Here is a 17,335-nt window from a genome sequence, read left to right as displayed (position 1 = left end):
GGGGCTGCTGGAAACGAATGGTTCATCACTTGAATAAAAAGACTGGGAGCGATAACTCGTATAAATCATCTGATATAGCAATTATAGGAATTTCATGCAGATTTCCTGATGCTAATAATTATCATGAATTCTGGGGGAATATACATAGCGGTAAAGATTCCATTCGAGAAGTGCCGCTTGAACGGTGGAACCCTGAACAATATTATTCTGCTGACATCAACATTCCAAATAAAAGTATCAGTAAATGGGGAGGGTTTATTGAACAGGCCAGATACTTCGACCATAAATTCTTTCATATTTCTCCTCGTGAAGCAAAAAACATGGATCCTGAACAAAGAATTCTTTTAGAGGAGACATGGCGCTGCATTGAAGATTCAGGTGTATCATTGAGTGAGCTTCAGGATAAAACTACTTCTGTCTTTACAGGTATTATGAACTCTGACTATCGTCAGATGGGCTGTGCTGATTCGGAAATTGACAGCTATGCTTGTCTCGGGAGCTTTGAGTCTATTCTTTCCAACCGCATTTCATTCGCATTTGATTTTACGGGAAAAAGCATGTCTGTAAATGCTGCGTGCGCGTCATCGCTTGTTGCTTTGGATGAAGCGGTTAGATCACTGAGGGAAAAGGAAAGCGATTTTGCCATTGCTTCGGGCGTGAATTTAAATTTTCAGCCTTGGAAATACATATCATTCTCAAAGGCCAGAATGCTGAGCCCCGATGGTAAATGTAAGAGTTTTGATGCGGCTGCAAACGGCTATGTTCCTGGGGAAGGCGCAGGAGTTTTATTGATTCAACGACTGGATGAAGCAGTAAAAGCCGGTCATCATATCTACGGCATTATTAAAGGAACAGCTGTAAATCATGGCGGGAAAACCCGTTCAATTACTGCGCCTAGTGTGGATGCTCAATGTCAAGTCATTTTAGCTGCTTTAAAAAGTGCCAATGTAGATGCTTCAACGATTTCTTATATTGAAGCACACGGCACGGGAACATCTTTGGGCGATCCAATCGAAATTGAAGCTTTGACGAAAGCGTATCTGCAATATACTGATCATACACAATATTGCCGGATCGGAAGTGTCAAAACGAATATAGGTCATTTGGAAGCAGCAGCTGGTATGGCAGGATTAATTAAAGTGTTAATGATGATGAAACATCGAAGGATACCGAAAACGCTAAATGTAAATATGGTTAATCCAATTATCCAATTTGAAAAAACACCATTTGTTCTGGCAATGAATTCATGTGATTGGCAGGCTCCGGACGGAGAACCGCTTAGAGCGGGAATAAGTTCTTTCGGCTTTGGGGGCGTTAACTCTCATGTCATTATCGAAGAATTTATACACAAAGAAGTATCAAAAGCAAGCTGTAACGGTAAAATACAACCGTTTCTTTTCTCTGCAAAAAGTGAAAAAAGCATGGAGCAAATGTTACAGCAGTGGAAATTATTTTCCGGTGAGTCCGAGGAATTTCAAAAATTTTCACATGAAGAAATTAGTAGCACGCTTCTGACCGGCAGAGCAACGTTTGAGTATAGAGCAGGTATATTAGCAGACAGCAAGGCCGAATTAAGGAATCATATTGAAAAAGGACTGACGATTCATAAGAAAAATGATTGTAAGTGGATACTTGTTATTGGTGACTTAAAGTGGGAAAGCTACGAACAATTTACAGCGATTAAAAGGGTATTCCCTAATATAGAAAAAGAAGTAGAGAAAATGCTGCAAGGCATTTCGACTGTAGATTATACATTTAAAGAGAAATGGACAACTGAAAAATCCAGACTGTATTCTGTAGTTATCAATACTGCAATAGTAAAAAGCATGCTGACTGCAGGTTTTAGACCAAGCTGTATTACCGGTGTTGGAGACGGGTATTTTATTGCTCTTGCTGTAGCCGGTATACTAAAAATTGAAAATGTATACGCTTTTATCGCGAATGTTGAGAAGGCATCGGCATTATTTTGTGATCCGCCGTCCATTCCGTTTCTGAGTCCGTATACCGCAAAAACCTATTTTCCAGTTCAGTTGGATGAGAATTATATCAGGATGTTACTGAATGGTATTCAATTCTCAGTTGAATCTGCGATTCATTTACGGAAAAAAGCACAATTACTTCTTAAGCATCAATATACATTTAAAGGCTACATAGAGGAATGGGAAAAGTCGGCGCACTCTCAGCAAATCAGTGTCTTGAAGAATATTATTGATGAATCAGGATTTAGCGGAGAAAAACTGACGGATGAGGAAGTAGTAACGTTAGTAGCAATCCTTGCTTCTTTGCAAAGACTCTATAAGAAATGGGATTTAACAGAGCAAGAAGGCTTATCAGAAAACCGATATTCTCAAGAACTCTTGTACCTAATTGATGCCGGTGTGCTGTCTAAAGAGCTTGTTATGAGCATGTTATTGAAACAGCCGGAAGGAATAAAACAGGCAGTTAAGTATTTACAACAGGCACCGTCCGATTTTTATGAAAAAGACCGATTTCCATTAATGGTTGATCACAACCAAATACAGGATTTAAATCAAGAGATAACTGACCTTGTTCTAAAAATATCGGAAAAAACAATTGAGCCGAATAGAGATATTGAAATTCCTAACTTTTGCACCTTTCAATTCGGAACCTTGCCTCTTACGATGAATATTAAGCATGAAGCATATTTTGAGCCGAGCAAATCGCCTGATGAGTCTCTTTATCAGGTGTTTATGCAAATGTGGCTAAAAGGAGAAGAGATTGTTTGGGCAAGACTGGGTGATCACAATAAGAAAAAAGTAGTTTTGCCTGTTTATCCATTTGAACGGTATCATTTTGACTTGAAACCTGAAATATCCAAAACAGAGGCATTTTCTGTGGAGAATATAAAACGGTCATTATATGCACCGGTTTGGAAGGAATCACCGCTGTCGGAAGTTCTCACAGATGGACAAAGGAGTACGATTTTGCTTTTTTCGGATCATAAAAGGTATTCGGAAGTATTGCAAGAGAGAGAGAACACTTTTGTATATCTTGTCACGAAAGGTGATTGTTTTGAGCAAATAAGCGATGATGTGTTCACAATAAATAGAGAAAACCCTGAAGATTATATAAGTCTGATCCGATTGTTAAAACAAAAAAATGCAATACCAGATTCCATTTTGCATGCATGGGCTGACAAACAATCAGAATTTGATGAAGCATTGCAAACAGGAATATACTCCGTTTTTTACCTGACAAAGGCATTAATAAGTGAAAACCTTATAAACAAGGTGCGGCTTATATATGTATTCAGTAATGATAAGGAAAAGAGACTGCCCTGTTTTGAAGGGATCGGCGGTTTTTTTAAGTCAGTAAAGCAAGAATATCCTGAGCTGTGCTGCAAGGCGATTCGCTTTACAAATGGCTCAATGTCAATTTCGTATTCCGAAGAGTCAGACATCTTATATAAAGAAATAGATGCAGCTCCGGACCATAACATAAACATTATGTATAAAGACGGCGTAAGGTATGCCCAGGTATTAGAGAAGAAGACTAAAACGAACTTCTCCCCAGTCCAATATCCCGGAAAAGATAAAGTGTACTTAATTACAGGGGGATTAGGGGGGATTGGCAGTAAAATTGCTGAGTATTGTGCAAAATCCGAAACATGCACAATCATTTTGTCAGGACGTTCTCCATTACGCGGGAAAAAACAGAAGCTGTTGGAATTTTTAAATCAATTTAATGCGGAAGTCTTTTATATGCAGGCGGATATATCAGATGAAGAAACCGTAATAAAACTGGTCGATGATATTATGGAACGATATTCAGGCCTTAGCGGAATTATTCATTGTGCGGGAGTTATCAGAGATTCATTCCTTTTTCAAAAAACAAAGCAAGAGCTTTCAGAAGTCATAGCTCCGAAAGTGCAAGGAACGTTGTATCTGGATAATGCGACGAAGGAGATTGAATTGGACTTTTTCGCTGTTTTTTCATCAGTGGTCTCTATTGCAGGAAACGAAGGTCAGACTGATTATGCATATGCAAACAGCTTCTTAGACCACTTTGCTGAGTATAGGGAACAGAAGCGTCAAAAATCTCAGCGCAACGGGCGTACTTTAACAATCAATTGGCCGTTATGGAAAGAAACCGGAATGGGAGTGAGTATATCAGATCAGGCGAGAACATCACTTTTTCGTGATTCCGGTCTTGAAGAATTGTCTTCTGAAGCTGGGGCGGATTGGTTCGCCCAGATTGTGATGTCCGGACAGCTGCATAATATTGCAGTCTGCGGAGATTCAGACCGTTTTGAACAATTTATGAAGCAACGATTTCAAACGAATTACACACAAATAAGTGACACAATTCAGTTGGCTTCGGGTGATGTGAAAATACAGACGAGATCATTTTTAGCAAGCATTATTTCAGGCGAAGTTGGTGTTAAACCTGAGGAAATAGACCATTCTGTGCACTTAGCTGAATATGGTATGGACTCGGTCATGATACATCAATGTAATTCAAAGCTGGAGCAGGCGCTAGGAGCTATTTCAAAAACGCTTTTATTTGAGTTCCAGACCATCACAGACTTGGCAGACTATCTCATAAAGGAATATCCGGATCGGCTGGAAAGTTTATTTCCTGCGAAAAAGAAAGAAAAACTAATTCAGAGTTCTACAGCTGTTAATCCAGCTCAATTTCATATTGCGCCTGTAATGAAGGAGAAAGAAAAACACGATGGTATAGCTGTCATTGGCATAAGCGGGCGATATCCCGGTGCGGAGAACATCGAGGAATTATGGGATGTATTATCTCAAAAGAAAGATACTATCACAGAAGTTCCGATAGAACGCTGGGATGCCCGCGCTTATTATGATTCTGATCCTGCTAAAGCCCAACAGGGAAAGATTTATTGTAAGTGGGGCGGTTTTTTACCGAGTGCTGATTCATTTGATTCTTTGTTTTTTCATATATCACCAAGAGAAGCAGAAGCCATGGATCCTCAGGAACGTATCTTTCTAGAAACTGTGTGGAAGGCGTTTGAAGATTCAGGGTATACCCTGAATCGTTTGCAAAAAACAGCGGGAAAACATGTTGGGGTTTTTGCTGGAGTTACGACTAATTCTTATAAACTGCTCGGTGAACGAATACCGACAGATAAAAATACTGTGATCCCAAACTCGTTTCCATGGTCTCTTGCGAACAGAGTTTCTTACACATTTGATTTTACAGGGCCAAGCGTACCTGTTGACACAGCTTGTTCTTCATCATTAACTGCAATCCATATGGCGTGTGAAAGTTTAAAAAAAGGTGAGTGCTCTATTGCTGTTGCCGGGGGAGTTAACCTGTATTTACATCCGTCGGACTACTTGTACCGCTGTCAAATGGGGATGCTTTCAAAGACAGGGCAATGCAGGAGCTTTGGTGCAGGGGGTGACGGTTTTGTACCCGGAGAAGGTGTAGGAGTAGTTATTCTAAAACCGCTGAAAGATGCAATTCGGGATAATGATACGGTGTACGCAGTTATTAAAGGGACAGCGATCAACCATGGAGGGAAAACGAACGGTTATACCGTTCCTAATCCAGCAGCTCAGGCAAGCCTTATTCAAGAGGCTCTTGCTACAGCTGATTGGAGCGCCAGAAGCATCGGCTATATTGAAGCCCACGGCACAGGTACCCCGCTGGGTGACCCAATTGAAGTCAGAGGCTTGACAAAAGCCTTTAGAGAATATACGGACGAGTCATCATATTGCTCGCTTGGGTCCATTAAATCAAACATAGGTCATCTTGAAGCAGCAGCAGGTATTGCCGGCCTGACAAAAATCATATTACAGATGAAATATAAAAAAATAGCTGCCACACTTCATGCTGAGCGAATACATCCAGATCTTCATCTTGACGAGACACCGTTCCATCTTCAGCAGGAAACATCTGAGTGGGTGAAGCTTACTGATGAGAAAAATCCCGAAAAAACATATCCAAGACGAGCGGGACTAAGCTCTTTTGGAGCTGGTGGGTCAAATGCACATATCCTTGTTGAAGAGTACGAGCCTCCTGCAATTTCTGATACCAGCTGGCAGGAAGGTGAAGAACTTATTGTACTTTCAGCAAAACATCCGCTAAGTTTACAGGAGTATGCAAAACAGCTTGCAGGGTATCTCCAAAGGGCCAGTCAAAAACATGACCATTCTCTTGTGCAAGCAGTTAAGGAAGAGTTTAAAAAAGCAGCTGAAAAATGCGGCGTTGACATAAAGACTGCGAAAAGCACCGATTGGCAGTCAGACCTGTTCATGTCATGGATTGACGAAATTTATAACTTTTACAATTTAAGAAGCAGGCAGCCGCAAGATACAGAAGATTTTACGGCAGAACGCTTTTTGGAACAAAATAAGAAACAAGTCAGTGATTTTTACGAGCAAGAGGGACTTTGCAAATCCTTACGTCTTTCAAATATTGCTTTTACGCTCCTGACTGGACGTGAGCCCATGTCTGAAAGGCTCGCCATTATATCAAAAGATGTCTATGATTTAATCTCTAAACTGAATAAGTTCATTAATGGGGTTACAGATCAAAATATATTCAGAGGAAAAAAGATTAATCAGAAGCAAAGACAAAAACAAACCGGTATACAAATGAAGGCAGATAAACGAACAATGGCAGAGATGGCTGATTATTGGATCTCAGGGGGAGATTTGGCATGGGAAGATCTCCATATTGAGCGAGCTGCAAGCAAAATTGTGCTTCCCACATATCCTTTTTTAAAGAATAAACTTAGGGTTTCGAAGTCTGTTCATATGCAGAAAAAAGAATTGGCCGATCCAGACCCTTTGTTTAATTTTTCAGCGGAAGAAAGCCGGTTTAACAAAAAGCTGTCAAGTTCTGATTATTATCTGAAAGACCATATCATAAATGGCGAGTTTGTTTTACCGGGAGCTGCGGTCATTGAAGCCGCAAGAGAAGTAGCAGAGAGATTAAATGGAAAACAAGTTGTGAAATTGAGTCAAATCGTATGGTCACTTCCAATTACCGTTCAAGAAGAAAAGACAATTGCTATTGATCTGTTTCCCAATCAAGAAGGTAGCAGGTTTATAGTAAAAAGTGATTTGCATTCTGAAACCGCTGTTCATTCACAAGGTAAACTTAAGTTCTACGAGGCAGAAGCAGCACGTGAAATAGAACTATTTGAATTGAATAATTTGCTAAAGGAGCAAAAAAGCACAATCAATGGTGATGAGTGCTATAAGAGCTTTAAGCAGGCAGGCTTGGACTATGGCAGCAGTTACCAAGTGATTAAGCAGCTGTTTATCCTTCCAAACGCGGTTCTTTCACGCATATCTCTTGCTGACAATCTTCAGTTAAATGGAGCCAGAGGAATGCTGAATCCATGTTTGTTAGACGGTATTTTCCAGTCAACTATCGGATTTACGCTTGAGCATGATGGCGGTCAAGTGCCATATTTGCCTTTTGAATTAGGAGAGCTGGAGATTTTGAGTGCTCCCTCGGATAGCGGTTATGCTTATGTCATACCAGCTGATGAAAAGAATGCTTCATCTGTAAAAAGATTCAATATTATGTATATGGATGATAAAGGCCAAGTAAGTTTGAAACTGAGAAACTTAGCTCTCAAAGCACTAAAGAGCCCACAGCACAATCAAATTGTAAAAACGGAGCATTCTATCAGTTATTATAAGGACAAATGGGTTCAGGAATTTAATCACCATTCAGATGAAATCTGCCATTCAAACACCTGTTTGGCTATTGTGCTCCATGACGATATAACAGAGCAGCACATTCGCAATGCGTATGAAAGCATTGGCCTGAAGCTAATCTTTGTCCGAGCTGGGAACCAATTTAAAGAAAAGGGAATCTATTCATATGAGCTGAATAGTCATAAACTTGACGATTACAAGACACTGCTGGGGATTCTTACGCGAAGGCAAGTAACAATCGGACATGTGGTTTTGTTTGGAAAGAGTCCCGAAACGAAAATCTCGCATGATATTAAAAGTAAACTTGATGAGGCTGTTTTTCCGGTTTTCTATATAACGAAAGCACTTATGTCAGTGAAGCCAAAAAATAAAATAAAAATATCTCATGTGTTTTTTACAAAAAAAAATCAAGTTTTACCTTATCAAATGGCGTTAAGCGGTCTTTTTCAGGCGCTTCATCTAGAACAGCCTATGATTACAGGTAGAAATATTGAAATATGCAGCGGGCAGAAGTTGCTGCCGAATGGCCTTTTCCCGGAGTTGGACTGCATCGTAAAAGAAAGTGTTGCTAGCGACAGCGGCTCCACAGAAATCAGATATGTGGATGGAATCAGATACGTGAAGAAGTCCGTCGGTATTAAATATACGAACGGCATTTCAAAAGTTGAAGTAGAAGAAAATGGAGTTTATCTCATTACAGGAGGAGCAGGCGGACTAGGACTGATATTTGCCAAGCACCTTATACAAAAAGGCAGAATAAAGATAGTGTTGATAGGGAGGTCAGAACTTTCTGAGGAATCTGTCAGGCTTATAAAAGAACTGGAAGCCTCCGGATCGGAAATTTTTTATGTTAAGACTGATATTTCTGAGGAAAAAAATACCGCTGATCTGATAAATCTTATAAAAAGCAAACTAGGCTCTTTAAAGGGCATTATACACAGCGCGGGCGTTATAAGAGATTCATTACTCATTAACAAACGTGAAGAGGACGTGAGAGCTGTCTTAGCAAGCAAAGTACATGGTACGATTTGGCTTGATCAGTACACAGAAAAAGAGCCACTGGACTTTTTTGTCCTGTTTTCATCAATTAGTGCAAAAATAGGGAATGCGGGACAGACGGATTATGCTTATGCTAATCGTTTCATGGATTATTTTGCGGAGCTGAGAGTAGCTGAAGACAAACCTGGAAAGACACTCTCTATTAATTGGCCGTTATGGAAAGAAGGCGGCATGCAAGTTGACAGACACTCAGAGAGATTTCTATATGAACATTTTGGGATGTTGTCCTTAGGTGAACAAGAGGGTCTATCAGCATTTGATAAAGCAATGACAGGGTGTGAACATCAAATCATGGTATTTAGCGGCAATGAATTAAAATTGGAGCGAATCATAGGTATCGCCGAAGAAAAAGGTAATAGAGAAGCCATTGAAGAAAATAATGAGCCAGATAGAACTATATCTTCACTGAAAAACACTTTGGCACGCATTATATGCACCGTATTGAAGATTAATGAAAGTGAATTTGATTTTGAGCTGCCTATAAGTGAATATGGATTTGATTCAATTATGTTTACAATGCTGGGTAATGAATTAAACGAATCATTAGGAATTTCAATAATGCCATCCCAGTTTTTTGATTTTTATGATTTTTATGAATTGCTTGATTATATACATGATGAATGTTCACAAGAACAGGTGCAGAATAATCTATTAGATCATGAGAATAAGAACACCAGAGAATATCTGAAAGAGGAAATTGCACATATCATTTCAGCTCTTTTGAAGATAGAAAGGCAAGAAATAGAAGGAGAAACTTCATTTGGTGAATACGGGTTTGATTCTATCACTTTTACAAGGCTTGGAAATGAAATTAATCAAAGGTATGGAACAGACCTGCTGCCTTCCATTTTCTTTGAATACAATTCGTTAGATGAAGTTGCAGGTTATTTAATAGATCAGTATGGGGACAGTTACAGTTTTTCAACCGATTCTTCTTCCAAAACAGACGCTGAAAAAATAGACGAAGTGGAACCGTCTTTGGATTATGATGACGGATATGCTGATCTTGCTCTTACATCTTCGGAAGAAAACAGTGAAGCAGAAGGCACGTTAAATGAGCCTGTTGCAATAGTGGGGATAAGCGGACGATTCCCTCAATCAGACACAATAGAGGAACTTTGGGAACAAATCGAAAAGGGCCGTGATTTGATTACAGATATTCCTGAAGACCGCTGGGACTGGAGAGAATTTGATGGTGATCCGATAAAAGAGAGAAATAAAACGAATATAAAAAGAGGGGGATTTATAAACGACGCAGATAAATTTGATCCCTTGTTTTTCGGAATTTCTCCTGCGGAAGCAGAATTAATGGATCCACAGCAAAGGATTTTTATAGAGACAGTTTGGAAGGCAATAGAAGATGCAGGTTATAAACCTTCTGATTTGGCAGGGACTAAAACCGCTGTATTTGCAGGTGTTGCTACAACAGACTATGCTGAACGACTCAGTGAAAATCTTACCCCGATTCAGGCACAGACAGCTACTGGCCTAAATCATTGTATACTGGCGAATCGAATCTCTTATCTGCTGAATATTACGGGCCCAAGCGAACCGGTTGACACGGCTTGCTCTAGTTCATTGGTTGCGCTGCATCGTGCGGCAGAGGGAATTCAGAGGGGAGAATTTGACATGGCCATTGCAGGGGGCGTTCATATTATGACAAGCCCGACCCTGTTTATAGCTTTCGACAAAGCAGGTATGCTGGCAAAAGACGGAAAGTGTAAAACGTTTGATAGAAGAGCGGACGGCTATGTGAGAAGTGAAGGAGCAGCGGCGGTATTGCTTAAACCGCTCAGTAAAGCACAAGCGGATGGGGATCACATATATGGCCTGATTAAAGGAACAGCGATAAACCATGGGGGACACGCCAATTCCTTGACTGCACCAAATCCGAAGGCGCAGGTAGATTTATTAACTGAAGCTTGGAGGAAAGCCGGTGTCAGTCCTGCAACGGTCGGATATATTGAAGCTCACGGGACAGGGACAAGCCTTGGCGATCCAATTGAGGTAAACAGCATTGTAAAAGCATTCAAAACATTATATGAAGAATGGGGCATTCCTTTTACTGAACAAAAGTCTTGCGGGATAGGCTCCGTTAAAACAAATATAGGTCATCTAGAAACGGCTGCTGGAATAGCTGGGGTGATCAAAGTATTATTGGCGTTTAAATACCAAAAACTCCCTGGACTTGTTAATTTTTCTGAACTTAATCCATATATCAAACTAGATGGCACACCATTTTATATAACAGATACAAATGAAAAATGGAAAAGAATGAAAGATGAACTGTACGCTGACATACCAATGCGAGCAGGTGTCAGCTCTTTTGGATTTGGAGGTGTAAATGCACATATTGTTATAGAAGAATACAGAGAAAAGAACAGGAGAATATCGGAAAGTGGAAGAAACCACATTTTTGTGTTGTCAGCGAAAACCAAAGATCAATTGCTCGACTATATTAAGCTGATGATTCAGTATTTGGATCATGCAATCAGAAAAGAAGTTTCGGTTAATTTGACTGATATGGCAAGTACGCTGCAAAACGGGCGCGAAGAAATGGAAGAAAGAATCGCTATATGTGCTTCTGATATAAGAGAGTTAAGAGACAAATACATCAGCTTCCTTGAGTTTAACAAGAAACAAGAAGGCGTATTTATCAATGAAAATAAAAAGAAATACACAGTTATAACTGAAGAGCTTCTTCTAGAGGCTATTCATAGCGGTAAAGAGGAATTGGTGGCTCAATGGTGGGCCGAGGGAGCAAAAGTGAATTGGCGGCAAATATTCAATAAAACATATAACAAAATGCCGTTGCCATCCTACCCCTTTGCAAGGGAGAGTTATTGGTTCAGACAGAAAATCAAAAACGTTGAACTGGAAAAGCAGCTTCATCCTTTGTTAAGCGAAAATTTGTCAACTTTAAAGAGCTTGAAGTTTAAAACAAATATTACCGGCTCTGAATTTTTTATCACTGATCACCTTGTTTCTGGGCGTCCTGTTTTACCGGGAGCAGCATATCTTGAAATGGCTCTTGTCTCCGCGGAAATAGCTGTTGAGAGCACTATATGTAAGATTAAAGATGTCGTATGGAACAAACCAATTACCTACGAAGGAACACCGTTTCACATCTATTCAAGTCTTCAAATGCAAAAAGATAAACTGAATATAACAATCTGCACAGGAGAGCCGGAGGGTGAATTGCAAATCTGCTCACAAAGTATTGCAGAGTTCGAGGAATCAAATATTATCAGACCGCTTGAACACTTTGATATTGAACTGTTTAAACACAGCAGTGATACAAAAATTAGCCGCAAAGAATGTTATCACCATTTTAGCAGAATGGGGCTGAATTATCGCTCTGGGTTTCAAACCCTGACCGCCGTCTACTGCAACGGTCAGGAGGTACTGGCAGAACTTGTGCTGCCAGAGCAGCTGAAAAACGATTTTAAGCATTTTAAACTTCACCCGTCATTGATTGACGGAGGATTTCAATCGGTCGCATTTTTGTTAAATGATAATGATAAAGGAAGTTTATATGTTCCTTATTCACTTGAGGAGCTTGTTATTTGTGGCCCGCTTGAGGAAAAATGTTTTGCACGTGTAAAAGAGACTGGATTTTGCACGTATAGCATCCAATTTATTAATGAGGACGGAGAAATTGCTGCAAGCATGAATAACTTTTCTGTCAGAAAAGTGAACGCGGGAGGATTACTGCCGGAAGACAGTGAAGATCAGACAATTCTTTTACTATTAAAACAACTGAAAAACGGTGAGCTCTCCGCTGACCAAGTCTATCAACTGCTGGAGGTAAAATAGTGCATATTAAACAAATACTTTCCTTGATTGAAGAACAGCAGATGTCTCCTGATACAGGATTAGAACTAATTCGCACTTACAGAAAAGAACAAATAAAAAATGGGACGGAGCAGCAATCGCAAGCTGCGTCCCAAACTGTCTTTTTTAAAAGAGATTGGATATCGTCAAAAAATGATGATGTACAGAAACAACAGGCGCCAAGAAGCATATTAATTTTTGATCGAGATAAACGACTTTCAGAATATATTAGTATGCTTTACAAAGATCAAGTGCATGTTATTCTCGTAACTCCTAATGTTTATTTCAGCTGTCCGGAGCAAAATGTATACACAATAGATCCGTCAAATGAGGCTCATTATGAAAACCTGTTTGCAGACTTGGAAAAAAGCAAATTTACACCTGGATGTGTTCTATATCTATGGAACAGCGCTGTTCCGGAATTAAGTGAAGAGTTGATTCATAAGGCACTTCTCAATGGGATTTTGCCATTGTTTGTTTTAACAAAGGCTTTAATAAATGCAAAATATGATAATACGAAATTATTGCATATGTATTGGACAAACGGTCAGATTCAGCCGTTTAATGAAGCGGTCGGGGGTTTTATAAAAACGGTAAATATGGAAAGCTCCAAATTGAAGGCGAAAACGCTTCAAATTCATAGAGAAAAGCCTGATTCAGATCCTACCGCTTCGCAATTGTGGGAGATGGCATGTAATGAATTACAAAGCTTTCAATCAAATGAATGCCAAATTTTAATTGACTCTCACAGCAGGTATATTAAAGGAATGCAGCATATTGATTTAGAAAATGCAAATTCATTAGCTCCGAAGCATGTATCATATCATAAAGGCGGCGTGTATATCATTACCGGCGGTGCAGGAAAACTCGGTCTTATGTTTGCGGAACATATCGCGAACGAAGTTGAGGCGGTCATCATATTGACAGGCCGTTCAGCTTTAAGCGAAGTTCAGAAGGAACAGCTCAGAAAACTAAACGCAAAAGGGTCTTTTGTTGAGTATATACAGACGGACATATCGGAACGAATAAAGGCTGAGCAATTTATCCGTGACGTGAAACAGCAGCGTGGCCAAATAAGCGGCATTATCCATGCTGCAGGTCTCATTCAAGATTCTTTTATTGCTAAAAAAAATCTGAGTGAGTTTGTTGAAGTATTAAAGCCGAAAGTATTCGGAACGATTTGGATGGATGAGCTGACAAAAGATGAAAATCTTGATTTCTTTATTCTGTTTTCTTCTGTTGCTGCGAACGGAAATGCTGGTCAGAGTGATTATGCGTACGCCAACAGTTTTATGGACAGTTATGCGATGTTCCGAAATCAGCTGAACAGAAATGGAAAGACACTTTCAATAAATTGGCCGCTATGGAAAGAGGGCGGAATGAATCTTGATGACAGTGCTGTTGTCCATTTGAAAGAGAAATTCGGAATGATTCCGATACATTCAACAGCGGCTTTTGGAGCTTTTGATAAAATGATGCAATCTTCATTTAGTAACATAATGCCTGTGGAAGGAGACCGGGACAAGCTCTTAAAAACAATCCCTTTCCGCAAACTGACTCCTTCAGACAATCAAACGGAAATAGAGAAAAACACTGAAGATAATGAAATTGTAATTAAGGATAAAGTTAATGATTATTTTATCAAAACCATTTGCAGTGAATTGAAAATCCCTAATCATAAAATAAATGCTTATGATTCTTTTGAAAAGTTCGGGATTAATTCACTTATAATCATGTCGCTTATATCAAAGCTTGAAGATACGTTCGGGGATTTGCCTAAAACGATCTTTTTCGAATATCGAAACGTCGATGAGCTTGCTGATTTCTTTCTGAAATCGTTTAAAGAGACAGTATTGAAGGAAGCTGGGATAGCTCAAATAGAAGCCGCACCAAAACTGAAAAAACATACAAAAATGCAGCAGGAAAGACAGTCTGCACATGCAGTGAGTGTAAATACACCAATTAATGAAGATATTGCAATTATTGGGGTAAGCGGCAGATATCCAATGGCAGATAATGTTATGGAATTCTGGGATTGCATCATTGGTGGAAATAATTGTATTACCGAGATCCCTAAAGAACGGTGGGATTTCAGATCGGACTACAGTCCTGACAGAATGGACAGAGGGAAAATCAACAGTAAATGGGGAGGGTTTATTAATCGTGTTGATCAATTCGACCCGCTGTTTTTTCACATTTCCCATAAAGAAGCTGAGATGATGGACCCTCAGGAACGTATTTTTCTCGAAACCGCTTGGCATACGTTTGAAGACTCCGGGTATACGAGAGATCGGCTTGACGGTATGAAAGCCGGGGTGTTTGTAGGAGCAATGTACGGGCAATATCAATTATTTGGTGCGGAGGAGACAGCAAAAGGAAATGCTGTTGCGCTCAGTTCTTTTTTTTCTTCTATAGCTAATAGAGTTTCATACTTTTTTAATTTCTCTGGACCAAGTATTGCATTAGATACGATGTGCTCGTCATCTTTGACAGCCATTCATTTGGCATGTGAAAGTATAAAAAGGGGAGAAAGTGAGATTGCGTTAGCTGGGGGCATAAATGTGTCCATACACCCTAACAAATATCTTTGGCTGAGCCAAGGGAATTTTGTTTCTACAGAAGGTCTATGCAGAAGCTTCGGGGAAGGTGGGAACGGCTACGTTCCAGGAGAAGGGGCGGGAGCCGTACTATTAAAACCGTTACATAAAGCAATCAATGATCAAGACTGTATTTATGGTGTGATTAAAGGAACAGCTGTAAATCATGGAGGGAAAACAAATGGTTTTACTGTTCCAAATCCAAATGCGCAAGCTGAGCTGATCGCCGAAAACTTTAAAAAGTCAGGCATTAGTCCAAGATCCATCAGTTACTTGGAAGCACATGGAACGGGTACTTCACTTGGAGATCCGATTGAAATTGCGGGGCTGACAAAAGCTTTTGAACAATTTACCGATGATAAACAATTTTGTGCAATTGGTTCAGTTAAATCAAATATCGGACATTTAGAATCCGCTGCAGGCATAGCGGCGCTTACAAAGGTACTGCTTCAGTTTAAGCACCGAAAATTGGCGCCTTCCATTCATTCTGAGCGATTAAATACTAATATAAATTTCGAAAATACGCCTTTTTATGTTCAGCAAAAAGAAGAGGAGTGGCGTAAAGAAGCCGGTATAACTCGTAGAAGGGCAGCGGTTAGTTCATTTGGAGCAGGGGGGGCGAATGCCCATATTATTCTTGAAGAATATGAAAATCATATTGATTCTGTTAAAAATACAGGTAGCGGTCCTTATGCCGCAGTTCTCTCCGCAAGAAACGAAGACAGGCTGAGGGAATACGCCCGTCGTCTTCTTCAATACACAGACCAGGAGACAGCCGTATCGGTCGCTGATATTGCTTATACACTGCAAACGTGTAGGGAGCCGATGGAAGAGAGAATTGCTTTTGTGGCCTCGGATCTGCGTGAACTTAGGGGGAATTTGAAGCTTTTCTGTGATGAAGGAATAATTGGAGACAATGTATACAAGGGCAATGTGACTAAAGATTATGATAAAGTCTTTGTTTTCCATGATCGGAAAATGAAAGAACAATTCCTTAAAGCTGTTATGGAAAAAAGGGATGTCAATGACCTTGCTAAGTTATGGTCTTACGGTGTCGATATTCAGTGGAGAAATTTATATGAAGATAGACCTAGAGCGCAGCGGGTGGATCTTCCTTTGTATCCGTTTGCTGAGGAATCTTATTGGGTGCCCCGTGTTTCTGATGAAAAGCTTTCAGCATTGCAAAATAAAACCGTCTTGCATCCGTTGCTTGATTCTAACGAATCTACCCTTGAGCAGCAATATTTTAAAAAAACAGTAATGGAAAAAGAGATCTGGTTAAAGGATCATGTGGTGAAAGATAAGCGTATTTTACCTGCGGCGGTTTTTCTTGAAATGGCATGCGCTGCAGGAAATTTATCACATCGCAGGAAAAAGGTCTCTGGTTTGAAAAACATTACATTTATTAGACCGGCAATGTTATATCAAGAGAGCATAATTGTTTACTCCTTCATTTCTGTCGAAGACGGACGCATCCTTTTTAAAATGGCGGCTGACGAAGATGCAGGTACAAAAGCCGTATTTGCATCAGGAGAATTAAGCTATGATGCTCATCAAAATGCCAAGCACATAGAGAGTATTGACAGACACGAGATCATCAAGAGAAGCGCTTTTATCCATGAACATGATGAATGTTACCGACACTTCCGGGAAAACGGTTTTGACTATGGCCGCAGCTTTCAGTCAATTCAACGATTATGGGGCGGAGACACAGAAGCTCTAGCGCATTTAATACTACCTCAAGAAGCAGCACATACCTTTAATAACAATATACTGCCGCCGTCTCTGCTTGATGGGGCTTTGCAATCATTGTTTGGCATCACCGAAGGACGAGAACGTGCTTTTGTATATGTACCTTATTCAATAGGTGAGATTTATATCCACCAGAAAGTACCGGAAGAATGCTGGGTGTATGCACGCAAAACAAGCCAAAAAGATCAATTCGAGTTTACTTACGATATTATGCTGGTGAATCATCAAGGAGACCTGCTTGTGCAACTGCAAAACGTAACACTCCGAAAAGGCGAGGTATTTTCAGATCGAGATCCGTATCAAAAGAAACAGGTTTCTTCCGTGACACAAGAAAAATTGACCGAGCTGCTCGGTCAATTGCAGGCTGGCGAGTTGACGACAGAGGAAGCTGATCATTTGCTTGCTCAAATGCTGGATTAACACTGG

General features: G+C 40.0%; 2 protein-coding genes. Both read left to right on the top strand.

Going from position 1 to position 17,335, the window contains the following annotated elements:
• The first annotated feature begins 17 nt into the window (after window positions 1-17).
• Window positions 18-12,542: an SDR family NAD(P)-dependent oxidoreductase gene (locus V6D41_RS06895; protein WP_333517698.1), complete on the top strand. Its 12,525-nt coding sequence runs from the start codon at window positions 18-20 to the stop codon at window positions 12,540-12,542.
• A complete protein-coding gene (locus tag V6D41_RS06890; protein ID WP_333517697.1) occupies window positions 12,542-17,329 on the top strand; it encodes a type I polyketide synthase in 4,788 nt (1,595 codons plus the stop codon). Before V6D41_RS06895 ends, V6D41_RS06890 begins: the two co-directional genes overlap by 1 nt.
• Window positions 17,330-17,335 lie beyond the last annotated feature (6 nt).

It is taken from the genome of Bacillus sp. 0102A, from assembly GCF_036765155.1.
GTDB lineage: Bacteria > Bacillota > Bacilli > Bacillales > Bacillaceae > Bacillus > Bacillus subtilis_G.
Note: the sequence above shows the minus strand (reverse complement) of the source record. Positions and strands in the feature narration are given on the sequence as shown.

Coding starts and splice junctions, on each gene's coding strand:
- V6D41_RS06895 (WP_333517698.1), top strand. CDS start 18: ATGGTTCATCACTTGAATAAAAAGACTGGGAGCGATAACTCGTATAAA.